The 25502-nt window shown below is 68.5% G+C and carries 24 protein-coding genes; 11 read left to right on the forward strand and 13 right to left on the reverse strand.

Features of this window, described 5'->3' with window-relative positions:
• The first annotated feature begins 17 nt into the window (after nt 1-17).
• Nucleotides 18-1661 (forward strand): murein biosynthesis integral membrane protein MurJ, encoded by a 1644-nt coding sequence (gene murJ / locus ACK4SE_RS04455; protein ID WP_409689188.1) that lies wholly within the window; start codon nt 18-20, stop codon nt 1659-1661.
• 42 nt (nt 1662-1703) lie between these two features.
• Nucleotides 1704-2741: a tryptophan--tRNA ligase gene (gene trpS / locus ACK4SE_RS04460; RefSeq protein WP_409689190.1), complete on the forward strand. Its 1038-nt coding sequence runs from the start codon at nt 1704-1706 to the stop codon at nt 2739-2741.
• 133 nt (nt 2742-2874) lie between these two features.
• Here the strand turns inward: trpS and ACK4SE_RS04465 are convergent, their stop codons facing one another.
• Entirely contained in the window at nt 2875-3993 is a 1119-nt protein-coding gene (locus tag ACK4SE_RS04465) for a Rieske 2Fe-2S domain-containing protein (RefSeq protein ID WP_409689192.1), read from the reverse strand.
• Nucleotides 3994-4042: 49 nt separating this feature from the next.
• Between ACK4SE_RS04465 and ACK4SE_RS04470 the strand changes: the two genes are divergently transcribed.
• From ACK4SE_RS04470 to ACK4SE_RS04495, 6 genes are all read left to right on the forward strand, one after another.
• Nucleotides 4043-4942 (forward strand): alpha/beta fold hydrolase, encoded by a 900-nt coding sequence (locus ACK4SE_RS04470; RefSeq protein ID WP_409689194.1) that lies wholly within the window; start codon nt 4043-4045, stop codon nt 4940-4942.
• Nucleotides 4943-5029: 87 nt separating this feature from the next.
• Nucleotides 5030-6235: an acetyl-CoA C-acetyltransferase gene (locus ACK4SE_RS04475; RefSeq protein ID WP_409689196.1), complete on the forward strand. Its 1206-nt coding sequence runs from the start codon at nt 5030-5032 to the stop codon at nt 6233-6235.
• Between the two features lie 18 nt (nt 6236-6253).
• Nucleotides 6254-8425, forward strand: a complete 2172-nt coding sequence (locus ACK4SE_RS04480; RefSeq protein ID WP_409689198.1) for a 3-hydroxyacyl-CoA dehydrogenase NAD-binding domain-containing protein — start codon at nt 6254-6256, stop codon at nt 8423-8425.
• Between the two features lie 74 nt (nt 8426-8499).
• Nucleotides 8500-9696 (forward strand): AI-2E family transporter, encoded by a 1197-nt coding sequence (locus ACK4SE_RS04485; RefSeq protein WP_409689200.1) that lies wholly within the window; start codon nt 8500-8502, stop codon nt 9694-9696.
• Between the two features lie 13 nt (nt 9697-9709).
• Nucleotides 9710-10675, forward strand: a complete 966-nt coding sequence (locus tag ACK4SE_RS04490) for an alpha/beta fold hydrolase (RefSeq protein ID WP_409689202.1) — start codon at nt 9710-9712, stop codon at nt 10673-10675.
• A 694-nt stretch (nt 10676-11369) separates the two neighbouring features.
• Complete coding sequence (locus ACK4SE_RS04495; RefSeq protein ID WP_409689204.1) at nt 11370-11939, forward strand: biotin transporter BioY; 570 nt, start codon at nt 11370-11372, stop codon at nt 11937-11939.
• Between the two features lie 7 nt (nt 11940-11946).
• Here ACK4SE_RS04495 and ACK4SE_RS04500 read toward each other — a convergent pair whose 3' ends face one another.
• The 10 genes from ACK4SE_RS04500 to rdgB form a co-directional block, all read right to left on the reverse strand.
• Complete coding sequence (locus ACK4SE_RS04500) at nt 11947-13320, reverse strand: S41 family peptidase (protein WP_409689206.1); 1374 nt, start codon at nt 13318-13320, stop codon at nt 11947-11949.
• Between the two features lie 120 nt (nt 13321-13440).
• Nucleotides 13441-14502, reverse strand: coding sequence for a murein hydrolase activator EnvC family protein (locus ACK4SE_RS04505; protein ID WP_409689208.1), 1062 nt, complete (start codon nt 14500-14502; stop codon nt 13441-13443).
• A gap of 35 nt (nt 14503-14537) precedes the next feature.
• Nucleotides 14538-15002: a 23S rRNA (pseudouridine(1915)-N(3))-methyltransferase RlmH gene (gene rlmH, locus ACK4SE_RS04510; protein WP_409689210.1), complete on the reverse strand. Its 465-nt coding sequence runs from the start codon at nt 15000-15002 to the stop codon at nt 14538-14540.
• A 13-nt stretch (nt 15003-15015) separates the two neighbouring features.
• Complete coding sequence (gene rsfS, locus ACK4SE_RS04515; RefSeq protein ID WP_409689664.1) at nt 15016-15372, reverse strand: ribosome silencing factor; 357 nt, start codon at nt 15370-15372, stop codon at nt 15016-15018.
• A 156-nt stretch (nt 15373-15528) separates the two neighbouring features.
• Nucleotides 15529-16176, reverse strand: a complete 648-nt coding sequence (locus ACK4SE_RS04520) for a nicotinate-nucleotide adenylyltransferase (RefSeq protein ID WP_409689212.1) — start codon at nt 16174-16176, stop codon at nt 15529-15531.
• A 78-nt stretch (nt 16177-16254) separates the two neighbouring features.
• Nucleotides 16255-17547, reverse strand: a complete 1293-nt coding sequence (locus tag ACK4SE_RS04525) for a glutamate-5-semialdehyde dehydrogenase (RefSeq protein ID WP_409689214.1) — start codon at nt 17545-17547, stop codon at nt 16255-16257.
• Nucleotides 17548-17598: 51 nt separating this feature from the next.
• Nucleotides 17599-18789, reverse strand: a complete 1191-nt coding sequence (gene proB, locus ACK4SE_RS04530; RefSeq protein WP_409689667.1) for a glutamate 5-kinase — start codon at nt 18787-18789, stop codon at nt 17599-17601.
• Between the two features lie 91 nt (nt 18790-18880).
• The gene (obgE, locus tag ACK4SE_RS04535) at nt 18881-19933 is read right to left on the reverse strand and encodes a GTPase ObgE (RefSeq protein WP_409689216.1); all 1053 of its coding nucleotides are present in this window, start codon (nt 19931-19933) and stop codon (nt 18881-18883) included.
• Between the two features lie 55 nt (nt 19934-19988).
• Nucleotides 19989-21128 carry a radical SAM family heme chaperone HemW gene (gene hemW, locus ACK4SE_RS04540; protein WP_409689218.1) on the reverse strand — a complete coding sequence of 380 codons (1140 nt, stop codon included), beginning with the start codon at nt 21126-21128 and terminating at the stop codon, nt 19989-19991.
• On the reverse strand, nt 21121-21723 hold the full coding sequence (gene rdgB, locus ACK4SE_RS04545) for an RdgB/HAM1 family non-canonical purine NTP pyrophosphatase (protein ID WP_409689220.1): 603 nt from the start codon (nt 21721-21723) through the stop codon (nt 21121-21123). The genes hemW and rdgB overlap by 8 nt, the downstream gene beginning before the upstream one ends.
• Before the next feature lie 463 nt (nt 21724-22186).
• Here rdgB and ACK4SE_RS04550 point away from each other — a divergent pair, with 463 nt between their 5' ends.
• Genes ACK4SE_RS04550 through ACK4SE_RS04560 form a run of 3 tightly spaced genes read left to right on the forward strand, consistent with a single transcriptional unit; the run spans nt 22187 to nt 23571 of the window.
• Nucleotides 22187-22750: a DUF2975 domain-containing protein gene (locus tag ACK4SE_RS04550; RefSeq protein ID WP_409689222.1), complete on the forward strand. Its 564-nt coding sequence runs from the start codon at nt 22187-22189 to the stop codon at nt 22748-22750.
• A 24-nt stretch (nt 22751-22774) separates the two neighbouring features.
• Complete coding sequence (locus tag ACK4SE_RS04555; protein WP_409689224.1) at nt 22775-23023, forward strand: helix-turn-helix domain-containing protein; 249 nt, start codon at nt 22775-22777, stop codon at nt 23021-23023.
• Nucleotides 23024-23028: 5 nt separating this feature from the next.
• Nucleotides 23029-23571, forward strand: a complete 543-nt coding sequence (locus ACK4SE_RS04560; protein WP_409689225.1) for a Smr/MutS family protein — start codon at nt 23029-23031, stop codon at nt 23569-23571.
• 3 nt (nt 23572-23574) lie between these two features.
• Here the strand turns inward: ACK4SE_RS04560 and ACK4SE_RS04565 are convergent, their stop codons facing one another.
• Both ACK4SE_RS04565 and ACK4SE_RS04570 read right to left on the reverse strand, forming a co-directional pair.
• A complete protein-coding gene (locus ACK4SE_RS04565; RefSeq protein WP_409689226.1) occupies nt 23575-24150 on the reverse strand; it encodes a DUF2939 domain-containing protein in 576 nt (191 codons plus the stop codon).
• 90 nt (nt 24151-24240) lie between these two features.
• Nucleotides 24241-25452, reverse strand: a complete 1212-nt coding sequence (locus ACK4SE_RS04570; protein ID WP_409689228.1) for an NADP-dependent isocitrate dehydrogenase — start codon at nt 25450-25452, stop codon at nt 24241-24243.
• Nucleotides 25453-25502 lie beyond the last annotated feature (50 nt).

A 25502-nucleotide genomic window follows, 5' to 3' on the forward strand; every position in this document is an offset into this window, starting at 1 on the left:
CCCGGATGTTTCGCTGAATGACCATCGATCCCGAAATCCGGGCCTCGGCCTCGACCAATCCGCTTGCGCCGGAGCCCCCCAAGTCCGGCGGCGTGATGCGCTCCTCGGCCATCTTCAGCGGTCTGACCCTGATCAGTCGCTTCGTCGGCTTCGCCCGTGACATCGCCATCAATGCGGTGCTGGGCGCCTCGGTGGGCCCGGCGGCGGACGCCTACAACACGGCCCTGAGCTTTCCGAACCTGTTTCGCCGCATCTTCGCCGAGGGCGCCTTCGCCGCCGCCTTCGTCCCGGCCTACGCCCGCAAGCTGCGCCTGGACGGCGAGGCGGCGGCCGACAAGGTCGCCACCGACGCCATCGCGGTGATCGCCGTTTCCACACTGGTCCTGACGCTGGCGGCCCAGCTGGCCATGCCGTGGCTGATGGCGGGCATCAACATCGGCTTTCTGGATGACCCGGTCCGCTACAATCTGGCGGTGATCCTGACCCAGATCACCATGCCCTACCTACCCTGCATGGCCATCGCGGCCCTGTTGTCCGGGGTGCTGAACGCCCGGGGCCGGTTCATCGTCTCGGGCGCCTATCCGATCCTGATGAACGTCATCATGCTGACCGCCGTGCTGACGTCGCGCGGCGGGCCGGAAGCGGCGGCCTATGCGGTGTCGTGGGGGGTGCTGATCTCGGGCGTGGCCCAGGCGGGGCTGTGCTTCTGGGCGGTCCGCAAGGTCGGAGCCAACATCCGCTTCCGCATGCCGCGCCTGTCTCCGGAGGTGAAGGCCATCATCATCACCGCCGTGCCGGCCGTGATCGGCAACTCCGCCACCCAGATCAACGTCTTCCTGTCGGGCAATCTGGCCTCCTTTGTGGAGGGCGGGCGCAGCTGGCTGGCCACGGCGGATCGGCTGTACCAGCTGCCCCTCGGCCTCGTCGGCGTGGCCATCGGCATCGCCCTTCTGCCCAAGCTGTCTTCGGCCATCGCCGCCGAGGACCGGGCCCAGCAGCAGGCGTCCATGGACGAGGCGCTGGTGCTGGCCATGGCCCTGACCCTGCCGGCCGCCACCGCCATCCTGGCCATGCCCTATTTCCTCATCGACGGCCTGTTCACCCGCGGGGCGTTCCTTGAGGTGGACGCGATCAACACGGCGCAGATCCTGTTCCACTTCGGCTGGGGCGTGCCCGCCTTCATCCTGATCCGCATCCTGGCCCCGGCCTTCTTCGCCCGTCAGGATACGAAGAGCCCCATGAAGTACGCCCTGGTGGCTGTGGCGGTGAACGCTGTGCTGGCCGTGTCCCTGTTCCTGCTGGGCGCCGGCGTGCAGGGGATCGCGGCTGCCACCAGCGCGGCGGCCTGGGTCAATGCCGGGCTGCTGGCCCTGACCCTGTGGCGCCGGGATCATTACCGGCCCGCCGCCACCGCCATCCGGCGCATGGCCCGCATTCTGATCGCCAGCCTGGTCATGGGGGCCCTGCTGGTGGCGGCTGTGTCGGTTCGCGATATGATCCAGACGCCCATCGACGACCTGCTGGGCCGGGGCGGCAAGGAGATCGCCCTGATCGGCGTCACCGGCCTCGGCGGTCTGGTCTATCTGATCCTGCTGTTCGTCACCCGGGCGGTGACCATCGGCGAGGTGAAGGGCCTGATCCGGCGCGAACGCAAGGCCTGATCCCGGCTTGCCCTGCGGGCGCCGCTGAGGCATTGCCACGCCATGTCCGACGCTGAACCCATCGCCTATTCCGGCCCGCGCCGCATCCTGTCCGGCATCCAGGCCTCCGGGGCCCTGCACCTGGGCAACTATCTGGGGGCCCTGAAACGCTTCACCGCGCTTCAGGATTCCGGCGCGCCCTGCTTCCTGTTCGTGGCCGACATGCACGCCATCACGGTGTGGCAGGACCCCGAGAAGCTGGCCGCCCAGACCCGCGAGATCGCCGCCGCCTATATCGCCTCGGGCCTCGACCCGGCGAAGTCGGTGATCTTCCCCCAGTCGGCCGTGCGCGCCCACGCGGATCTGGCCTGGGTCTTCAACTGCGTCGCCCGCCTCGGCTGGCTGGACCGCATGACCCAGTTCAAGGAGAAGTCCGGCAAGCACAAGGAGCGCGCCTCCGTGGGCCTGTACACCTATCCGGTGCTCCAGGCCGCCGACATCCTGCTCTACAAGGCCACCGAAGTGCCCGTGGGCGAGGACCAGAAGCAGCATCTGGAGCTGACCCGCGACATCGCCGCCAAGTTCAACAACGACTTCGGCGTCCCCGGCTTCTTCCCCCTGCCCGATCCGCTGATTCAGGGTCCGGCCACCCGGGTCATGTCCCTGCGCGACGGCCAGGCCAAGATGTCCAAGTCCGATCCCTCGGACCAGAGCCGCATCAACCTGACCGACGACGCCGACGCCATCGCCGGCAAGATCAGGAAGTCCAAGACCGACATGGGCGTCATGCCTGAGCCGGGCGAGGCGCTGGACGACCGGCCCGAGGTGAAGAACCTCATCGCTATCTACGCCGCATTGTCGGACCAGACCCGCGAACAGGTCACCGCCGAGTTCGCCGGTCAGGGCTTCGGCGTCTTCAAGCCGAAACTGGCCGAGCTGGCGGTGTCGTCACTGGCCCCCGTCACCGCCGAAATGCGCCGCCTGATGGACGACCCGGCCGAGATCGACCGCGTCCTCCAGTCCGGCGCCGAGCGCGCCGCCGAAATCGCCGATCCGGTGGTGGACGAGGTCAAGAAGATCGTCGGCTTCTGGCGCGCCTGATTTTTTTAATCCCGCCTCTTTCCCACGGCCTTATAATGCCGGCTCGCGGGACAGGACGGGGAGGGGCGATTTCGGACAATTCGGACAATTCGGACACTGTTTTTTTGGCGCAGGGGTCCGAACCAACGGTCGCCTAGCTGGTCCAGCGCAGGGTCGCGGCCTTGACGGGATTGGCGAAGGCCCGGTCTTCGGCGCGGCTCTTCAGCCATTCCCGCTTCAGCTGCTGATACCACTTGGCCTGCCTGTCTGCGTCGTCGACCCAGATCAGGGCCGGGTCATAGCGCAGGCCTTCGTTCTGCAGGTTCACCATGTCGCCGTCCTGCTTCAGGAAAGCGCGGGCGCCCAGCTTCAGGAACGGGCGGACCAGGTCGAACACCCAGTGGTCAGACCAGAAGATCTGGGTGATGCGGGTGGTGGTTTCCGTCAGGGGCGTCAGGCACGTCAGGGCCAGCACCTGCCTTTCGCCTACCTGGATATGCTCCCAGCGATAACCGGGCAGGCGGAAGGTGATCTCGGTGGCCGGCGCCCCGCCCAGAATGCGGTAGGCGTAGGAGTTGGACGACGGGGCATGTCGAACCATGGCGAAGCCGTGCTCGCGCGGCTCGAACGCCTTGGACTTCTCATGCTGGCTGTGCGCGCTGCGCCACCACCATTGCTGATGCACATAGGGGCCGTGAGCCGGGTCCATCAGACCCACCACGGCGTGGTCCACATGGCTGTCGAAATCCATGCGCTCGACCAGCTTGGCCTCGCCGCCCACCACGCCGGGGAACACCGGAGGCTCGTGGTCCGGCTCGGCAGGATTGCGAGGATCGGCGGCCATCCATACGAACACCAGCCCCTGGCTCTCCACCACGGGATAGGACCGCACCCGGATCCGCTCCGCCTCGAAGGGTTGGTCCCGGACCAGCGAGGGGATCGCTGTGCACACGCCGTCGGGCCGGAAGCGCCAGCCGTGATAGGGGCACTCAACCGTCTCTCCCTCGCCGTCATGGTCCACCAGCTTTCCGGCGGACAGGGGCGCGGCCCGGTGGGGGCAGATGTCGCGCAGGGCGTAGACCTGACCCGCCCGGGTGCGGCCGATCAACACCGGCTCGCCCAGCAGCTCGTAGCGCTTGAGGCCCGCGACCTTCACATCCCGCGACAGGGCCGCGAAATACCAGGCGTCAGTGATGAAGCCCTTGCCGAACGCGGCGGTCGGGGGGCGGGCTTCGGGTGCGGCTGTCTTGCCGGGAGCACTGTCTGTGAGCATGAAACGCCTATATCACTGGTCAAATCGCGGCGAAGAGGGGAATTTGGATATGGATCGCAGAATGGTTCTGATGGGCGGCGGGGCCCTCGCGCTTTCCGCATGCGCGCCGGCGTTGATGAACGCCCCGGCGGAGGAAGCGCCCTTCGACGACGCGCGCATCATGGTCTGGACCTCGGGCCAGGGCCGCGACCTGCTGCTGATCCCCGGCCTAAGCTCGCATCCGGCGATCTGGGATGATCTGGTGACGCGCCTGGGCGCCGGATACCGGGTACATCGGGTCCATGTGCGCGGCTTCGCCGGACTGGACGCGGGCGACAACGCCTCCGGCCTCGTCGCCGCCCCCGTGGCGGAAGCGATCGCCGACTATCTCACCCTGAGCGGAGTTCCGTCCGCCGCCGTCATCGGCCACTCCATGGGCGGCACCATCGGGCTGATGCTGGCGGCGCGCCATCCGGCGCTGGTCGAGCGGCTGATGGTGGTGGATCAGGTGCCCTTCATGGGCGTTTTCTACGGACCCGCCGGGACGACGGCCGAAAGCGTGCGCCCCATCGCCGACATGACCCGCGACCGCATGGCGTCGGCCACCGACGCGGCCTGGGCCACCGGAGCGCAGGCCGCCATCGCCGGCATGGTGCTGACCGAATCCGGACGCGCCGTTCCGGTCCGCCATGCGGTCGAGACCGACCGCCGCATCGCCGCAAATGCCATGCACGAACTGATCACCACCGATCTGACCGGCGAACTGGGCCGCATCACCGCCCCCGCGACCGTGCTCTACGTCAACGGGCCCAACATTCCCCTGAGCGACGCCCAGGTGGATGCGGTGTTCCAGGCCGCCTACGCTCCGCTTTCCGGCGCGACGCTGAAGCGCATCCCCGACAGCGGGCATTTTATCATGATCGACCAGCCGGACGTGTTCGTGGCCGAGGTGCAGGCTTTCCTCGACTGACGCAAAAAGTCGTAAGTTGACGTTGACGTAAACGTAGCATTTCGTCGGCAAACGCGCTAAGGAAGCGTCCTCAAAGGAGACGCACCCATGGCCGACGCCTACATCTTCGACGCCGTGCGCACCCCGCGCGGCAAGGGCAAGAAGGACGGATCTCTGCACGAGATCACCGCTCTGTCCCTGGCATCCCAGGTTCTTGAGGCGTTGCGCGACCGCAACGATCTGGACACCTCGCAGGTGGATGACGTGATCCTGGGCTGTGTGGCCCCGGTGGGCGAGCAGGGGGCCGACATCGCCCGCACCGCCGTTCTGACCGCCGGCTGGTCGCAGCTGACCGCCGGCGTCCAGATCAACCGCTTCTGCGCCTCGGGTCTGGAAGCCGTGAACATGGCCGCCGCCAAGGTGGCCTCCGGCGAGGCCCGCATGGCCGTCGGCGGCGGCGTCGAGGCCATGAGCCGGGTGCCCATGGGCTCCGACGGCGGGGCCTGGCCCATCGACCCGTCCAGCGCCATCGCCACCTATTTCGTGCCCCAGGGCGTGTCGGCCGACATGATCGCGTCCAAGTACGGCTTCAGCCGCGACGACGTGGACGCATACTCGGTGGAAAGCCACAAGCGCGCCGCCGCCAGCTGGGCCGACGGCCGCTTCAAGAAGTCCGTCGTGCCGGTGAAGGACCAGCTGGGCCTGACCATTCTGGATCACGACGAGACCGTGCGTCCCAAGACCGACATGCAGATTCTTGGCGGCCTGAACCCCTCGTTCCAGATGATGGGCGAGATGGCCTTCGACGCCGTGATCAACCAGCGCTACCCCGAGGTCGAGCGGGTCAATCACGTCCACACCCCGGGCAACTCCTCGGGCATCGTCGACGGTTCGGCCGGGGTGCTGATCGGCACCCTTGAGGCCGGCAAGGCCCTGGGCCTGAAGCCCCGCGCCAGGATCCGCGGCGCCGCCTCCATCGGCTCGGAGCCCTCCATCATGCTGACGGGTCCCGAGCCCGTGACCCGCAAGCTGCTGGGCCGTCTGGGCATGGAGGCCGGCGACATCGACCTCTACGAACTGAACGAGGCCTTTGCCGCCGTGGTCCTGCGCTACATGCAGGCCCTGAACATCCCCCATGACAAGATCAACGTGAACGGCGGCGCCATCGCCATGGGCCACCCCCTGGGCGCCACCGGCGCCATGATCCTGGGCACCGCGCTGGACGAGCTGGAGCGCTCGGACAAGACCACCGCCCTGGCCACCCTGTGCATCGGCGGCGGCATGGGCACCGCCACCGTCATCGAACGCGTCTGATCCGAAGGAGAAGCACCCATGGAAAACTTCAAGATCGAGATCGACGGCGACGGCATTGCGCTGATCACCTTCGACGTGCCCGGCCGCTCCATGAACACCCTGACCTCGGGCGTCATGAAGGAGATCCCCGAGTGGGTCGAACAGGTGAAGGGCGATGCCGCCGTCAAGGGCGTGGTCCTGACCTCCGGTAAGCCGTCGGGCTTCTGCGCCGGGGCAGATCTGGGCGACATGGCCGGCGGCATGCTGGGCGGTTCGGACCTGCAGGCGGCCTATGACGCCGGCTGGCGTCTGAACGGCGCCCTGCGTGCGCTTGAAACCTGCGGCAAGCCGGTTGCCGCGGCCATCAACGGCCTGGCGCTCGGCGGCGGGCTCGAGCTCACCCTCGCCTGCCACTACCGCGTGGTCGGCGACAATTCGAAGATTCAGCTCGGCCTGCCCGAGATCAAGGTGGGCCTGTTCCCCGGCGGCGGCGGCACCCAGCGCCTGCCGCGTCTGATCGGCGTGCAGGCCGCCCTGATGCAGATCTCCGAGGGCAAGAGCTGGCGTCCCAAGGACGCCCTGTCCGCCGGCGTGGTCCACGAGGTGGTCGAGTCCGGCAAGGAAGTCGAGGCGGCCAAGGCCTGGATCAAGGGCGGCGGCAAGGCCGTCCAGCCGTGGGACGACAAGAGTTTCAAACTGCCCGGCGGAGGTCCCTATCACCCCGCAGGTTCGCAGGTCTTCATCATGGGCAACGCCATGCTGAGGAAGCAGTCCTACGGCAACTATCCGGCCGTCACCAACATGATGAAGGCGGTCTATGAGGGCGTTCAGCTGCCCATGGACGCGGCCCTGCGGGTCGAGACCCGCTACTTCATCAAGACCCTGATGACGCCGCAGGCCCAGGGCATGATCCGCTCGCTGTTCCTGTCGAAGCAGGAGCTGGACAAGGGCGCCCTGCGTCCGGCCGACGTGCCCAAGTCCGATCCGAAGAAGGTGGCCGTTCTGGGCGCCGGCATGATGGGGGCGGGCATCGCCTATGTGCAGGCCATGGCCGGCATCGAGACCATCCTGATCGACGTCAGCCAGGAAGGCGCCGACAAGGGCAAGTCCTACGCCGAGGACATCCTCAAGAAGCGCGTCTCGCGCGGTCAGATGACCCAGGGCAAGGCCGACGCCGTCCTGGCCCTGATCACCCCGACCACCGACTATGCGCTCATCAAGGGCTCGGATCTGGTGGTCGAGGCCGTGTTCGAAAGCCGAGATCTTAAGGCCGAGGTGACGAAGAAGGCCGAGGCCCAGCTGGAGCCCGGCGCCGTGTTCGGCTCCAACACCTCGACCCTGCCCATCACGGGGCTGGCCGAGGCCAGCGTCCGGCCCGAGGACTTCATCGGCATCCACTTCTTCTCGCCGGTCGACAAGATGATGCTGGTGGAGATCATCCTGGGCGAGAAGACGGGCAAGGCGGCCATCGCCAAAGCCCTCGACTACGTCATGAAGATCAAGAAGACCCCGATCGTCGTCAACGACGGGCGCGGCTTCTACACTTCGCGCTGCTTCGGCACCTATGTGGCCGAAGGTCTGGCCATGCTCGAGGAAGGCTACGCTCCGGCCATGATCGACAACATCGGTCGTGCCACCGGCATGCCGCGCGGCCCGCTGGAGATGCACGACGACGTGGCGCTCGACCTGTCGGTCAAGATCACCAAACAGACCAGGGCCGATCTGGGCGACAAGTTCACGCCGCAGCCGGGCATGGAGATCGTCGAGAAAATGGTCGAGGAGCTGGGACGCTACGGCCGCAAGAACGGCAAGGGCTTCTATGACTACGAAAGCAAGCCCAAGACGCTGTGGAAGGGCCTGTCGGAGCTGGCGCCGGTGACGATCGCCGAATCCACGCCCGAGCTGGTCGAGGACCAGAAGCGCCGTCTGCTCTACCGTCAGGCGGTGGAGGTGGCTCGCTGCTGGGAAGAGGGCGTTATCGACGACCCGCGCGAAGCCGACGTGGGCGCCATCCTGGCCTGGGGCTTCGCGCCCTGGACCGGCGGGCCGATCACCATGATCGACCAGATCGGCCTGAAGGCCTTCGTGGAACAGGCGGACACCTACGCGGCGAAATACGGCGAGCGCTTCACCCCGCCGCAACTGCTGCGCGACATGGCGGCCAAGGGCGAGACCTTCTACGGCAAGTTCGCGGGCAAGAAGGCCGCCTGACGGCCCTCTGACCGCTGAATCGGCTGCACGGGCGCGTCGGGAGAACCCCGGCGCGCCCGATGCGTTAGGGGGCCATGGGGAAACAGCCACGCTCTCGCGCGACAACCGCCACCACAGCCGCCACGGCTGAACAGCGGGCCGATGACGGTCGTCTGCTGCGGCAGACCCTGCTGATCGCCGCCGTCATCGTGGCGGCCCTGCTGATCTGGCAGCTCAGCCACATCCTGCTGCTGGTGTTCGGAGCCATTCTGGTGGCGATCGTGCTGCGGACCGTGGCCGAGCCGTTCGAGCGGTTCGCCCGCCTGCCGCCCCGGCTGGCCGTGCTGGCGGCCCTGGTTTCCCTGTTGATTCTGATGGCGCTGGGCGGCTGGGCGTTCGGGCGCGAAATCTCCAGCCAGACGTCGGATTTCACCGACCGCCTGCCCGAGGCGTGGCAGGCGGCGCGGGGCCAGCTGGCGTCGCTGCCGTTCGGGACCGAGGTGGTCGAGCGGATCGACAGCCTGATCGATCGGGTCGGCCAGGACGACGAAGCCACAGCGGGTCAGCCCGTCGAGGACGGGGAGGGCTCGCCCGGGGTGGCGCCGGCGCCGCCCGCCGCCGAGGGCGGGCTTCTTTCCGGCGGGGTGTTCGCCAATGTGGGAGCCTTCGCCGGGCTGGTGGCCAGCGTCGTGGCCGAGTTGATGCTGGTGATCTTCGCCGGTCTGTTCCTCGCCCTGAACCCCCAGAGCTACAAGGCCGGCTTCGTCCGGCTGTTCCGAAAACGCAGCGCCAGCACCGCCGACACGGTGGGCAAGGCGTTCGACGTGTCGGGCACGGGGCTGCGCCGCTGGCTGCTGGGGCAGCTGGCGGCCATGGTCGCGGTGGGCGTGGTCACGGGCCTGGGCGCGTGGGCCATCGGCCTGCCCTCACCCCTGGCCCTGGGGATGATCGCCGGAGTGATGGAGTTCGTCCCCATCGTGGGGCCGATCGTGGCCACCATTCCCGCCCTGCTGCTGGCGGCCACCATGGGGCCGGAGATGATCCTGTGGACCCTGTTGCTGTATCTGGTGATTCAGCAGATCGAGGGGAATCTGATCATGCCGCTGGTGCAGAAGCGCATGGTGTCCCTGCCCCCGGTGATCGCCCTTTTCTCCATCCTCATCTTCGCCGCCCTGTTCGGACCGCTCGGGGTGCTTCTGGCCACGCCGCTGGCGGTGGTGGTTTTCGTGCTGATCAAGGGCGTCTATCTGGACGAACCGATCAGCGACAAGGATGCTGCGTCCTCGAAATGACGAGGAGCGCCCCATGGATCGCCGACTGATCGCCACCGACGGCCTTAGCCAGTCTGTGCTGGAGGCGGGCGAGGGGCCGATGGTGCTGCTGGTCCACGGGTTTCCCGAGCTGGCCGTCAGCTGGCGGGCCCAGATCGAAGCCTTGTCCGGGGCCGGCTATCGCGTCGTCGCGCCGGACATGCGGGGCTACGGCGCCACCGAGCGGCCCGAGAAGACTGAAGACCACACCATCCTGCATCTGGTGGGCGACATGGTCGATCTGGTGCGGGCGCTGGGCGCGCGGTCATGTGTGGTGATGGGCCATGACTGGGGGGCGTCCGTGGCCTGGCACTGCGCTTTGATGCGGCCCGACCTGTTCAGCGCCGTGGCGGGTCTGTCGGTGCCTTTCCAGCCGCGCCGGCCAAAGGGGCCGCCCATCGCCGCCATGCGCGCCATCGCCGCGCGGTCCGGGACCGACGACCTCTACATCACCCGGTTTCAGGACGCGGACGCCCACGCGCCCTTCGATGCAGACCCCGAAACGGCGCTGAGGAAGATGTTCTGGGCCTATGACGGCGCCACCCCGGCCGCGCAGCGCCACACCGGCTTTCTGAAGCCGGGCCAGTCCATGGTCGACGGGGTCAGCGACGCGGCGACCCGGCCGCCGTGGATGAGCGCCGACCACTTCGCCGAGTATGTGGCCGCCTTCCGCGCGGGCGGGTTCAGGGGCCCGCTGGACTGGTACCGCTGCATGGACCTGAACTGGTCCCTGACCGGCTGGCTGCAGGACCGGACCATCGACGTCCCGTCGCTGTTCATGATCGGCGAGAACGACCCTGTGCGCCATTACGCCGGCCGGCACGAGAAGGCGCAATCCGACTGGCTGACCGACCTGCGCGGCATGATCGAGATCCCCGGCGCCGGCCACTGGCTGCAACAGGAGCGGCCCGAGGCCGTCAACGCCGCCCTGCTGGATTTTCTGGCCGCCGCCCGGAGTTGAACGCCGCGCAGGCTGAAGCGCCCGTCGTTGCGGGTTAGCGGGAAGGGAGCGGGGTGCCGGGCCATCGCCCGGTGTAAGGATAGACAAATACCGTTTCGACGAAGGCTGACGCCCCGCGTAATCGTTGTTCCAGAGCCCCCGGTGGGCACGCGTCTTAGGCGCTAGCCGGTGTTTAGGCCCCGGACGGGCAGGTGCGGACAGCGCTCCGCATCCTGGACCCGGCGAGTAATCCGCCCCGCCGCTCAGTCCCGCTCGATCACAGCCCGTCGCCGCAAGGTCGCCGGCCGAGCGCCCTTCCCGTGCGACGGGATGGGAGAAGCATACGGGCGCCGCGAACGCGGTCGGAAAAATGGGCGAAGATTTTTCGCGAAGCCTTATGGGGCAATGCATTGGCCCGGAAAAATGCGGGGATAGGGGCAGAGTTCATCCCGCATTTCCCTTCTCCCCTTGAGGGAGAAGGTGGCCCGCGAAGCGGGTCGGATGAGGGGTGAACGCCGATCTTGCCGACTGGCGCCTCTCGAAGCTCTTCAGGTGTCAGCCGCAGCGCGAAGCCGTCCGACACCGGGATTCACCCCTCATCCGTCATGCTCCGCATGACACCTTCTCCCTCAAGGGGAGAAGGAAGGTACTAGTTGCTTTCTTGCGGATCTCCGGCCGGGCGCGTAATCCGCCCCTCTTCAGCGGAGCCGCATCCATGTCTCATAATCAGGCCCACGATCCGCTGGGCGTTCAGGGCGCTGGACGGATTCACCAGCTGGCATGGATCATCGGCGGGGTTGTGGCGCTGGCCGTGTCGTCGCGGATCGCCATCCCCATGGTTCCTGTGCCCATCACCCTCCAGACCCTGGCGGTGACCCTGATCGGGGCGCTGTATGGCTGGCGGCTGGGCGGGCTGACCGTGGGGGTCTGGCTGATCGCGGCGGCGCTGGGCCTGCCGCTGCTGTCGGACGGGGCGGGCGGGCCCGCGCCGTTCACAGGGGCCACTGCGGGCTATCTGTTCGCGTTTCCGCTGGCCGCGATGCTTGTGGGCGTGCTGACGGCGCGGGGCTGGAACGGCGCGCGACCCGGGCTCGCCATGGTCGCCATGCTGCTGGGCAACGGTCTTTGCCTGACGCTGGGCGCTGCGTGGCTGGCGGCCCGGATAGGCGCGGCGCCGGCGCTTGAAGCGGGGGTGATCCCGTTCCTGCCGGGCGCCGTGATCAAGTCCGCTATGGCCGCAGGCGTTCTCGTCTTCCTGCACAGGATGGCGACGCGCAGGGCCTGACCGTCGACTACTCCTCGGTTTCCGCCCCGGCCTCGGCCACGCGGATGGTGTCTTCCGGTTCAGGCAGGGTGACCACCACCGTCTCGGGGGCCGCAGCCAGACGGGTCAGGTCGCCGCCTGCGCGCAGCACGTCCAGGGCCCGCTGCAGTTGGTAGTCCTCGTCCTCGGGGTGATCCTCGCCGGGCGCCTCGCGCGGGATGTGGGCCCCACGGCGCTCGGCGCCGATGGAGGAGTCCAGGGCGTTGGAATAGGCCGCCTCGCTGTAGATGAAGGACGAGCGGGACACGATGCGCCCCTCGGCTTCGGACCGCGCCACCTCCAGATCCGGCTCGATGCCGATCTTCTGGATCGACTGTCCGGATGGCGTGTAGTAGCGCGCCGTGGTGATGGACAGGGCCCCGTCGCGACCTTCTCGCAGCGGCAGGACCGTCTGCACCGACCCCTTGCCGAAGCTGGTCAGGCCCACGAGCGTGGCCCGCTCATGGTCCTGCAGGGCGCCGGCGACAATCTCGGAGGCCGAGGCGGAGCCGTAGTTGATCAGCACCGCGATGGGCAAACCATCGGCCAGATCGCCCGGGCGGGCGGCGTAGCGCTCGATCTGATCGGGCGTGCGGCCGCGCTGGCTGACGATCTCGCCCCGCTCGAGGAAAGCATCCGCCACCGCGATAGCGGCGGTCAGCAGGCCGCCGCCATTGTTGCGCAGGTCCAGCACATAGCCACGGATGTTCGGATTGTCGGCCTTCAGTTCGGCCATGACCGTGTTCAGTTCGCGGCCCGTGTTCTCGTTGAAGGTGGCCACGCGGATATAGGCGAACTCGCCTTCCATGCGCCCGGTGACCGAATCCACGCGGATCACCTCACGGGTCAGCACCACCTCGCGCGGCTCCTCGCCATCGCGCAGGAAGGTGACGGTGACGTCGGTGCCCGCTGCACCGCGCAGGCGCTCGGAGACCTGGCTGACGGTCAGGCCTGCCGCGCTCTGGCCCTCGATGGCCGAGATGACATCGCCGGGATTGACGCCGGCGCGGGCGGCGGGGCCGCCGTCCATGGGAGAGATGACCTTGACCATGCCGTTCTCTGACGTGATCTCGAGCCCCACGCCCGAATAGGAGCCCTCGGTGCGCTCGCGAAGATTATCGAAATCCTCCGGCGCCATGTAGCTGGAATGCGGGTCCAGCGCCGTCATCATGCCGCGAAGGGCCGCCTCGATCAGCTCGGTATTGTCCACCTCGACCACATAGGCCCGCTCCACGATGGCCAGCACGTCGCCGAACAGCTCCAGCATGCGGAAGGTCTCGCCGCGGGGCGTCTGGCTGGCAACGGCCATGGCGCTGCCGCCCAGAGCAAGGGCGGCGGCGCCGATCAGGAGCATTTTGCGCATTCGGTCTCTCGGTATCGGGAAGGATAGCAGGGTCATATCAGTCACCCCCACAGCGACGAAATCATGGCGCGGCGCCGTTCGTCCATCAAATCAGGCGCGAAGGCCGGCGTCGAGCACGGATCACTCGAGCCAGGCGGACGGGTCGACAGGGCGATTGTCCCGGCGGACCTCGAAATAGAGCTCGGCTTCCAGACCTTCGGGCAGGCGCCCGATCACCTCGCCGTCGGCCACCCGGTCTCCCGTGCCGACCTGCAACGGCCCCAGCCCCGCCAGGATGGCACGCCAGCCGGGCGACAGATCCAGAATCACCACTTCGCCCCAGCCGTCCAGCGGCCCGGCATGGACCACCACGGCGTTCATGGGGGCGCGCACGTCGCCGCCGCCGTCCGCGCGCCAGGTCCAGCCCCGCGAGCCGCGGCTGTAGCGCGAGGCGGGAGTCCCCTCGACCGGCGCGGTCAATCGGGCGCGCCCGCCCGGAGACGCAGCCGTCGAGGTGCGGGCCGGGCCGGGCTGCAGCGGCGCCACGGTTCCGCCGAGCTGTTCGATGCGGGTCTGCAGCGTCCGGGCCGCCCGTTCCGCCCGTTCGGCGTCGGCGCGCAGGATGACGCCCAGCTCCTGTCGGCGCCGGCGCATGGACTCCATCTCGGCGCGACGGTCCATCTGTTCGCTTTCAACCGTGAACAGGGCTTCGCTGGACAGGGCTGCGCGACGGCGTACGGCGGCGACCTCCGCCTGTCGCTCGACGAGGGTCTCGGCGCGCGCCTGCAGCTCAGGCGACATGGCTTGCATCAGGATCGCCGCGCGCACCGTGTCCACGGCCTGGTCGGCGGGAATCAGGAGGGGCGGGGGCGGTTTTCGGCTCATCATCTGCAAGGCGGACAGCAGGCGGCCCTGTCGCGCGCGCTCGCCCGCCAGGGCGCTGACCAGAACGCCTTCCCGCTCGCCCAGCTCGGTCAGACGCGCGCGCTGGGCGTTGATGGCGACGGTGTCGCCCGCATCCTGACGTTCCAGTCGCCGCAGGTCCTGATCCAGGCGGGCGATTTCATCGGCCGTCTCCTCGGCGTCGGCGCGGAGACGGCGGGCGCGCAGCTCTTCCTCACGATGTTCGCTCCTCAGCCGCGCCAGCTCCTCGGCGGGGGCGTCGGCGCGCTGGCCGACAGCGGGCGGGGCGGCCGTCAGCACGGCCAGACTCAGGAGCAGGGGGCGGAGCGACGACATCAGTCGCGATGATAGGGTGATCCGGCCATGATGGTCACGGCCCGGTACACCTGTTCCGCCAGCATCGCCCGCGCCAGGGCGTGGGGCCAGGTCTGGGGCCCGAACGCGAGGGTGGAGCGCGCTGCGTCCAGCACGGACCGGTCCAGCCCGTCCGCGCCGCCGATGGCGAACACCAGCCGGCGTTCGCCCTGATCCCTCAGGGCCGCGATGTGGTCGGCGAAGGCGCGGGAGCTGAAGGTGCGGCCCCGCTCGTCGCAGGCGATCAGATGGGCGCCCTCGGCGGCGGCCAGGATCAGTTCGGCCTCCGGCGCCTTGCCGGGCTTTCGGGGATCAAGATCGATCAGCTCGACAGGGCCCAGGCCCAGGGCACGACCGGCCGCGCTGGCGCGACGCACATAGTCGTCGGCCAGCTGGGCCTCCGGGCCGCGACCCGCTTTTCCGATGGCGATGACGCCGATGCGCACCGGGTGCGGCGCGTCAGGCCGACTGGGTGCGGTGGGCCGAGTCCACCGACCAGATCTTCTCGATGTTGTAGAAGGTGCGCACTTCGGGGCGGAACAGGTGGACGATCACGTCGCCCGCATCGATCAGGACCCAGTCGCAGTGCGGCAGGCCCTCGACCTTCGCCTTGCCCAGGCCGTGCTCCTTGAGCAGGCGCAGCAGGTGGTCGGCCAGGGCGCCCACGTGGCGCTGGGACCGGCCGGAGGCCACGATCATGCTGTCGGCCATGGGGCTCTTGCCCTTCAGGTCGATGAGGACGATTTCCTGGGCCTTGTCGTCGTCCAGGCGCGCGAGAATGGCCGCTTCCAGGGTTGCGGCGTCGATCTCGGGCATCTGGGGGTCTTCGGCGCGGGCGGGCGCGATCGGGTCCATTTCACGCGCGGTATCTGAAACGGCCGGGGCTTGCGTCTCTGACGCGGGCGAGGGGGACAGCGAAGTGCTCCACATTGACTGACTTGAACCGCACCCTAGCACGGATGCGGACAATGGTCACCCGGCCGCCCGTATCTCCGTGGAGGAGGCCCGGTTCAGGGGCGCGGTCAGGTAGGTCCAGGCCGGGGCGGGCGCATCCGGCAACAGGCGGGCCTGTTCCTGGGGCACCCGGGCGGCGGCGTAGCGGCGGGCGGCCGGGGCGGTGCGGCTTTGCAGCTGCGAGCCCGGTCGGGCGATGACGGCTATGGGCATAGCGGCGGCGATATCGGTCCAGCCGCGCCAGCGGTGGAAGGTGGCCAGATTGTCAGAGCCCATCAGCCAGACGAACTTCACGCCGGGATGCCGCGCGGTGAGGGCGCGCAGGGTGTCCACAGTCCAGCGGCAGCCCACCCGGCTCTCGAAGTCGGACACCACCATGGCCGGACCGCGCGCGAATTCCCGCGCCGAGGCCATGCGCTCGGCCAGCGGGGCGGTTTCGCTGTGGTCCTTCAGGGGGTTCTGGGGCGAGACCAGCCAGACGACGCGATCAAGCCCCAGGCGCTGCATGGCGGTCTCGGCCACATGGGCGTGCCCCTCGTGGGCCGGATTGAACGAGCCGCCCAGCAGCCCGACCTTCAGGCCCGGCTCCAGCCGCAGGCCGTCTCGCAGCAGCCCCGGTCTGGGACCGGCGGAGCGGGGCGCGGGGCCGGCATGGAAAAAGGCCAAGGGCGGGGGCTCGGAGAGGCGAGGAGCGACTTATGCTCACCTGCGCCCTAACACGGCTGTCCGGTATTGTCGCGCGGATTACGGACGAATCTGGCCCTTGCCGCGCACCACATATTTGAAGCTGGTGAGCTGTTCGGCGCCGACGGGGCCGCGCGCGTGCAGGCGGTCGGTGGAGATGCCGATCTCGCCGCCGAAGCCGAACTCGCCGCCGTCGGCGAACTGGGTCGAGGCGTTGGCCAGCACGATGCCGGCATCCACCTGGGCCAGGAAGCGTTCGATGGCCGCGTCGTCCGAGGCGACGATGCATTCGGTGTGGCCGGAACCGTAGCCGTCGATGTGCGCGATGGCCTCGTCCATGCCGTCCACCACCTTCACGGCGATGATGGCCTTGAGGTATTCGGTCGCCCAGTCCTCGTCGGTGGCCGCCGTGGCGGCGGGGATCAGCGCCTGGGCGTCGTCGTCGCCGCGCAGTTCACAGCCTTTTTCCGCCAGGTCGGCAGCGATCTTCGGTAGAAGATCAGCGGCCACGCTGCTGTCGATGATCAGGGTCTCGGCGGCGCCGCAGACCGAGACGCGGCGCATCTTGGCGTTCACCGTCACGGCGCGGGCCGTGTCAGGATCGGCGCTTTCGTGGACATAGACGTGATTGACGCCTTCCAGATGGCCCAGCACGGCCACGCGGGCGTCGGCCTTGACCCGCTCGACCAGCGACCGGCCGCCGCGCGGGATCAGCAGATCAATGGCGCCGTCCAGCCCACTCAGGATGTGGCCCACCGCCGCGCGGTCGCGGGTGGTGACCATCTGCACCGCGTCCGCCGGCAGGCCGGCGGCGGTCAGGCCCTCGATCAGGGCGCCGTGAATGGCCAGATTGGAGCGCAGGCACTCGGAGCCGCCGCGCAGGATCACCGCATTGCCCGCGCGCACAGCCAGGGCGGCGGCGTCGGCGGTCACATTGGGGCGGCTTTCATAGATGATGGCCAGCACGCCGATGGGGGTGCGGACCCGGGCGATGTCCAGGCCGTTCTCCGGCGTCCAGCGGGCGGTCTCGGCGCCGACGGGATCGGGGATGGCGGCGATGGAGTCCAGCGCCTTCGCCACGCCCTCAAGCCGGGCGGCGTCCAGACCCAGGCGATCCAGCATGGCGGACTCCATGCCCTTTTCATGGGCGGCGTCCTGATCGGCGGCGTTGGCCTTGAGAACATCCCCGGCGCGGGCGCGCAGGGCCTTGGCCATGCCGCTGATGGCCTTTGTTCGGGCCTCTGGCGAGGCGAGGGCCAGCTGGCGGGCGGCGGCGCGGGCGCGCCGGCCCATGATAAGCATCTCCTGCTCGAGGTCAGCGGCGTCGGCGGGCGGCGGGGCGGTACTCGTCATGACAGTCATGCCCCCCAACATCGCCTCAAACCCTGAAAATTCAAGGTGCGGTCAGCGTTTCGGCCGTTTCGGCCGGACATTGTGCGGCCCGCGCGTCTCCACCACCGTGTCCCTCAGCGCCAGGTCGTCGGCGTGGATCACCACCGGTCCGCCCGCATAGCCGAGGGCCTCCTTGAGAGCGCCGGACCGCATGCCCTTGATCGTCTCGACGTCCCTCGCGTCATAGCGCACCAGCCCGCTGGCCAGGTCGGCGCCGGTCTCGTCAAGAATGACCACGGTGTCGCCCTTGCCGAAGGCGCCCCTGACCTCCTTGACGCCCACCGCCAGCAGCGACTTGCCCGAGATCAGGGCGCCCCGGCAGCCGGCGTCCACCACCAGTTCGCCGCGCGTGGCCAGAGAGCCGCCGATCCACTGCTTGTAGGCGTCCTTCACCGTCGTGGATGCGGCGATGACCGTGCAGCGGCGACCCTGCTCCAGATGCTGGGAGCCGCGTGTCTTGGCCCGCCCTGCCGCGATCAGGGTGATGCAGCCGGCCTCCGAAGCGATGCGGGCGGCCATGACCTTGGTGGCCATGCCGCCGGTGCCCACACCCGCTTCCGCATTGGCCCCGGTGGCCATGGCCTCGATCTCGGGGGTCAGGGTCTCGATATAGGGGATGTGCTTCGCCTCGGGATCGACGCGGGGGTCGGCGGTGTAGATGCCGTCCACGTCCGACAGCAGGATCAGCAGGTCGGCGCTGATCATCTGGGCCACGCGGGCGGCCAGACGGTCGTTGTCGCCATAGCGGATCTGCTCGGTGACGATGGTGTCGTTCTCGTTGATGATCGGCACCGCGCCCATGCCCAGAAGGGCGGTGACGGTGGCCCGGGCGTTGAGCCAGCGCCGCCGGGTCTCGGTGTCGTCGCGGGTCAGCAGGATCTGGGCGGTGATGACGCCGTGGGGGTCGAAGGCCCGCTCCCAGCCGGCCATCAGCAGCGACTGGCCGGCGGCGGCCGAGGCCTGTTTCTTCTCCAGACCGGGACCGCGCGCCTGCGGACCCAGCCGTCGGCGGCCAAGGGCCACGGCGCCGGAGGATACGATCAGCACTTCCTTGCCCTGCGCCTTCCAGCCCGAAATGTCGGCGGCCAGTCCCTTCAGCCGGACGTGGTCCACCTGGTTGGTCTTGCGGTCCACCAGCAGCGACGAACCGATCTTGACCACGATACGCCTTGATTCCGAGATCACCCGCGCGGCGCGGGTCATGCGCCGGGGCTTGTCGGCGTGATCGTCCGTGGCGGCTTCGGTCCGCGTGGCGGTCTGGGCGTCGTCAGTCATGAATTGAAGGGGCGGCCCCTCAGGGGTTCCAGCCGCCCTGCGTCTCCTCGGTTGCTTCTTCCTCGGTGGGGATCTCGCCCCGGTTCTTTCGCACCTCGGCCCAGGCGGCGCGCAGCAGTTCGGGCACGCCCTCGCCGGACACGCCGGACACCAGCATGGGGCGTCGGCCCGCCACGGCTTCCAGCTCGGCCGCCTTCTCCTCGCGGAGTTCCGGGCTCAGGGCGTCAATCTTGTTCAGGGCCAGGATTTCGGCCTTTTCGCCCAGGCCCTCGCCATAGGCTTCCAGCTCGGTGCGGATGGTGCGCCAGGCTGCGGCCACATCATCCTGCGTGCCGTCGACCAGATGGATCAGGCTGGCGGTGCGCTCCACATGGCCCAGGAAGCGCGTGCCCAGCCCCGCACCCTCGCTGGCGCCCTCGATCAGGCCCGGGATGTCGGCGATGACGAAGCGCTCGGTGGAGCTCAGGTCCACCACGCCCAGATTGGGCGTCAGGGTGGTGAAGGGATAGTCGGCGATCTTGGGCCGGGCCGCGCTGGCCGCCGCCAGGAAGGTGGACTTGCCCGCATTGGGCAGGCCCGCCAGACCCACATCGGCGATCAGCTTCAGCCGCAGCCATATCCACTTTTCCTGCCCTTCCTGACCCGGATTGGCGTGGCGCGGGGCCTGATTGACCGGGCCCTTGAAGTGCACATTGCCCCAGCCGCCGTTGCCGCCGCTGAGCAGCTTCACCAGCTTGCCCGGCTCGTCCATGTCCAGCAGGACCGTTTCCTTGTCCTCGTCCAGCACCTGGGTGCCCACAGGCACCTTCAGCACCACGTCCTCGCCCTTGGCGCCGTGCATCTGGCGGCCCTGGCCGTGGTGGCCGGTCTGGGCCTTGAAGTGCTGCTGGTAGCGATAGTCGATCAGGGTGTTGAGCCCGTCGACCGCCTCGATCCAGACGTGGCCGCCGCGGCCGCCGTCGCCGCCGTCCGGGCCCCCGTTGGGAATGAATTTCTCGCGCCGGAACGAGACGGAGCCCGCCCCGCCGTTACCGGAGCGGATATAGATCTTGGCCTGGTCGAGAAACTTCATGACGGGGCTTATGCCGCAATGCGGCGCCGAACGGTAGGGCGCCCTTGCGCCGTGATCAGACCAGAAGGGCCCGCAGCACGCCGTCCAGCACCTGACGCCCTCGCGCCGTGGCGGCGATCCGGCCGCCGCGCGTCGCCAGCAGGCCCTGATCCGACAGGTCGTCGACCCGGCTCGTCAGCCCCATGGCGGCGACCAGTCCGGCGTCCACGCCCTCGATGGTGCGCAGGCCCAGCAGCAGGCGTTCCTCGTCGGCCTCGGGCGGCGACAGGCGCTGGTCCTCGCTCCATGGCTGACCGGCGCTGACGCCCGCCAGATAGTCCGCGATGCCGCGACGGGCCACGGTGGCGGTGCGCACGCCGTCCAGCGTCAGCCGTCCATGGGCGCCGGGGCCGACGCCCACATAGTCCCCGCCGCGCCAGACATGGAGATTGTGAACCGAGCGCGCCGCCTCGCCCCGGGCGTGGTTGGAGACCTCGTAGGCGTCGAACCCGCGCGCCTCCAGCACCGTCTGGGTGGCTTCATAAAGATCGGCGGCCAGATCCTCGTCCGCCGGGACCAGCGCGCCGCGGGCGAAGGCGCGGCCGAAGGCGGTCGTGGCTTCAATGGTCAGTTGATAGGGTGAGACGTGCTCGAACCCCAGGTCCACGGCCCGGTTCAGTTCGTCGGTCCAGTGGGCGACCGTCTGGCCGGGGCGAGCGTAGATCAGGTCGATGGACAGGCGCGCGAAGGCCGCCCGCGCCAGCTCCAGCGCTCTCATCGCCTCCGCCGCCGAGTGATTGCGCCCCAGAAACCGCAGGGCGTCGTCGTCCAGTGACTGGACCCCCAGCGAGAGGCGGTTGACGCCGGCCGCCGCGAGGGCGGTGAAGCGGACGGCCTCGGCGTCGGTGGGATTGGCTTCCAGGGTGATTTCGATGGCGCCGGCGCCCGGGAACAGGGCGCGGGCCCGCTGGATGACGCGGGCGACCTGCTCGGGCGGCATCAGCGACGGCGTCCCGCCGCCGAAGAAGATGGAGGCCAGCCGACGCGCGCCGAGCAAGGCGGCCTGGGCCTCCATGTCGGCGACGATGGCGTCGGCCAGCGCGGCCTGTTCCTCCGTTCGGCCCCGGTCGCGCACCACGTTGAAATCGCAATAGGGGCAGATGCGCGCGCAGTACGGCCAGTGGACGTAGAGGGCGACGGTGTCCGGCTCAGTCAAACAGGGCGGCCTTCAGCTTCTCGAAAGCGCGGGCCCGGTGGCTGATGGCGTCCTTTGCCGCCGGCTCCATCTCGCCGAAGGTCAGATCGTCGCCCTCGGGCAGGAAGATGGGATCGTAGCCGAAACCTCTGTCGCCCCGGGGCGGGAACGTCAGGCGGCCGTCCACCCGCCCCTCGACCACCAGGCACGGCCCGTGCGGCCAGGCTACGGCCAGGGCCGAGGTGAACCATGCACTGCGGTCGTCCGAGCCGATTTCCTCCAGCCGTTCCTCCACCTTCTTCATGGCGTGGGCGAAGTCCTTGTCCGGGCCAGCCCATCGGGCGGAGAAAATGCCCGGTGCGCCCTCAAGAGCCGTGACCGAAAGGCCGGAGTCATCGGCGATAGCGACGAGGCCCGAGGCGTCAGCGGCGGCCCGCGCCTTGAGCACCGCATTGCCCACGAAGGTGGATTCCGTCTCGTCAGGCTCCGGCAAATTCAGTGACTTCGCCGTAATGATCGCGAATCGACCCTCCAGAAGGGCGGCGATCTCCACCGCCTTGCCCGGGTTGTGGGTCGCCGCGACGATCCTCTGTCCCTTGTCCAGCTTGACTTTCATGTTTGACCTTACCTGCTTTTAATGCATTGCAAAAGTTTAATATCGAAAAACGATAAATCCACTTGCCCGTTTATCGGCTAATCCGTATTGATAATCACCAAGAACGGGCCGCAACGTTCTTGCAGATGCGAAAGATTAAGCCCCTGTAATGATGCGGCGCAACATAGCCGAGCCTCACTCAGAACGAGGACGGCGCCTCAGGAAAAACGGAGATAGACGATGCATACGATGAACGTTTCGATGTGGATGGAAAAGGTCGGCGTGACCCTGGTCAGCGGCCTGATGATGGCGGGCCTGCCTCTGGCCGTGGTGGCCATCATCGTCCAGTCCCTGTGATCGTGGTCACGCCGAAAGAGCTTTGACGACGACCATGAAGGACGCGAAAAGCAAGACCGCGTGCGGGCTCGCCGGGCCCCGCGCGGCGCCTTCGCCCCTTCGCCCGGCCTGACAGGGAAAACCCGTCATGCCGATCCAGATTCCCCGCCCCACACTAAGGGCTCCCGGGTTCAAGGCCCTGGGCCCGGGCTCCGTGTCCAGCCTGCTGAAGACTGCGCTGGACGTGGCCTACATTCTTCTGTGGCTGGTCACCGGCGTGCTGCTGCTGGTGCTGATCGCCTCGCTGTTCATTCCTCTCGACAATCTGACCGTCACCCTGGGCGACCAACGCCAGCTGCCGCTGACCCGGCCGCTGCTGCTCTTCGGCGTGGGGGCGTGGGTCGCCTATTTCGGCGGCTTCGTCCTGATCCTGCGCAATCTGCGGATGATCTTCCGCACCCTGACCGTGGGCGATCCCTTCCATCCCGAGAACGTGCGCCGGCTGCGCCATGTGGGTGTGATTCTTGCGGTGGTCACCGGCGGGGTCTTCACGGCCCAGATGGCCATGGCGCGCGTCGCGCCCGGCGTCCTGTCGCAGCAGGGGTTGAGCGACCTGCTCACGCCCGTGTTTTCCGTGCTAGTCGTGTTCGTGCTGGCCGAGGTGTTCCGCGAGGGCGCCCGTCTGCGCCGCGAATCCGAATTGACCATCTGATTTCCGCCGAAAGCGTACCGTTTCATGGCTATTCGCGTCCAGCTTGACCGCATCCTGCTCGACCGGCGCATGTCGCTGACGGAGCTGGCTGATCGCGTGGGCGTCACCCTGGCCAATTTGTCGATCCTGAAGACCGGCAAGGCGCGGGCCATCCGCTTCTCGACGCTGGACGCCCTGTGCCGCGAACTGGACTGCCAGCCGGGCGACCTGCTGGCGTGGGAGCCGGGACCCGCCGACATCCCCGACGAGGCCGACACCGACGACGGCGCCTGAGCGCCATGGCCCGCAAGCTTACGCCCGAGGATCGCGACATCTGGCACAAGGTGGCGCGCACGGTGTCGCCCGCCAGCCCGCGCAAGGCCGAGCGCATCGCCGTCACCGGCGCCTCGGTCCAGTCGGCGCTGAAGGCTCCACCGAAATTCGTCAAGCCGCCGCCCGCGATCCCTGCGGCGCCGACACCCTCGCGCCAGGGGCCCGGTCGCACCGCCCAGGTTGCGCCGGATGCGCTGGAGCCGCGCCGCCATCGCCGTATCGCCCGCGAGCGCGACCCCATCGAGGCGACGCTGGATCTGCACGGCTTCGGCCGGTTCGAGGCCCAGGACCAGGTCACCGCCTTTCTGACCTCATGCCAGTCGCGCGGCCTGCGCGCCGTGCTGCTCATCACCGGTCAGGGTCGGCGCGGCGGCGGGGTCATCCGCGCCTCGATCCACGAGTGGTTGCAAGGCCCCGGCCTGCGCGGGGTGGTGGCCGGTTTCGCCGCCGCCCATCGGCGGCACGGCGGCGACGGCGCGATCTATGTGACCCTCAAGCGGCGGGGCTGAGCCTCAGTCGGCGGCGGTCGGGGCCGGCGCAACGGGCGTGCCGCCGTCGGGCAGGCCGATATGCACCAGAACCCAGCGATAGGCGCCGGTGCGCTCGAAGGTGAAGATGGTCTCCGATCCGGCCTCGTCCGCCACCGCCATGCGCGCCCGGTTGACGCCCCAGTAGCGGGGGCGGGGCCAGGGCGCCTCGGCCTGTTCAGGCGGCGGGACGGCGCCGGTGCGCGACCGTTCGGACGCATGGCGCCCTTCGCCCCCGGTCAGGGCCGCCAGGGCTGCTGGGGTCAGATAAGCGTCCGCGTCCGGCGCGGGGCGCGACGCATCCTCGAACTGGCGGCGTACCGCGCCGATCGGATCTTCCAGAAACGCGGGGGCGGGAACCTGCGCCCCGGGGCGCTCGTCCAGCTGCGGGCGGAGCGATCGCCGTACGGCGTCGAAGTCCACCAGGGTCTGCAGCCCGTGCACATCGCCGGACTGGGCGGCCGAGCGCAGGGCGAAGAAGGCCACGCCGGGTGCGGCGAAGAAGCCGAGCACCGCGACGATGATCGCCGCCACGAACAGGTTGAGCAGGATCCGTCTCATGCGCGCACCATGCCCCAGACTTGCAGCCCGGAAAAGAAAAGGCCCGCCGGACGGGAATCCGGCGGGCCCCTGTCTGATCTGGCGATGCGGTTACGCCATCGCCGCGCTGAGGTTCTCGGCCACCTTGTCGAGGAAGCCCTCGGTGGTCAGCCAGCTCTGGTGGTCGCCGACCAGCAGGGCCAGGTCCTTGGTCATGTGGCCGCTCTCGACGGTGTCCACGACCACCTTCTCGAGGGTCTCGGCGAAGTCGATCAGGGCCTGGTTGCCGTCCAGCTTGCCGCGGTGCTTGAAGCCGCGGGTCCAGGCGAAGATCGAGGCGATGGAGTTGGTGGAGGTGGCCTCGCCCTTCTGGTGCTGGCGATAGTGGCGGGTGACGGTGCCGTGGGCGGCCTCGGCCTCCAGGGTCTTGCCGTCCGGGGTCATCAGCACCGAGGTCATCAGACCCAGCGAGCCGAAGCCCTGCGCCACCACGTCGGACTGCACGTCGCCGTCGTAGTTCTTGCAGGCCCAGACGAAGCCGCCGGACCACTTGATGGCCGCGGCCACCATGTCGTCGATCAGGCGGTGCTCGTAGGTCAGGCCGCGCGCGTCGAACTCGGCCTTGAACTCCTCATCGAAGACCTTCTGGAAGATGTCCTTGAAGCGGCCGTCATAGGCCTTGAGGATGGTGTTCTTGGTGGACAGATAGACCGGGTAGTTGCGCGCCAGACCATAGGCCAGGCTGGCCCGGGCGAACTCGGTGATGGAGTCGTCCAGGTTGTACATGCCCATGGCCACGCCGGCCGAGGGGGCCTTGAACACCTCGTGCTCGATCACGGCGCCGTCGTCGCCGACGAACTTGATGGACAGGGTGCCCTTGCCGGGGAAAAGGAAGTCGGTGGCCTTGTACTGGTCGCCGAAGGCGTGACGGCCGACGATGATCGGCTGGGTCCAGCCGGGCACCAGACGGGGCACGTTGGAGCAGATGATCGGCTCGCGGAAGACCACGCCGCCCAGGATGTTGCGGATGGTGCCGTTGGGCGAGCGCCACATCTTCTTGAGGCCGAACTCCTCGACCCGCGCCTCGTCCGGGGTGATGGTGGCGCACTTGACGCCCACGCCGTGCTTCTTGATGGCCTCGGCCGCGTCGATGGTCACCTGGTCGTCGGTGGCATCCCGGTGCTCCATGCCCAGGTCGTAGTAGTCCAGCTCAAGGTCCAGATGCGGAAAGACCAGCTTGTCCTTGATCATCTGCCAGATGATCCGGGTCATCTCGTCGCCGTCGATGTCCACGATGGGGTTGTCGACCTTGATCTTGGCCATGCTTCGTTGCCTTCCAGTTCGGGGAGAAAAGTGTCGGCGCGGGTATAGCG

Origin of the sequence: Brevundimonas sp., assembly GCF_046293315.1 — a bacterium.
In the GTDB taxonomy this organism is placed as follows: domain Bacteria; phylum Pseudomonadota; class Alphaproteobacteria; order Caulobacterales; family Caulobacteraceae; genus Brevundimonas.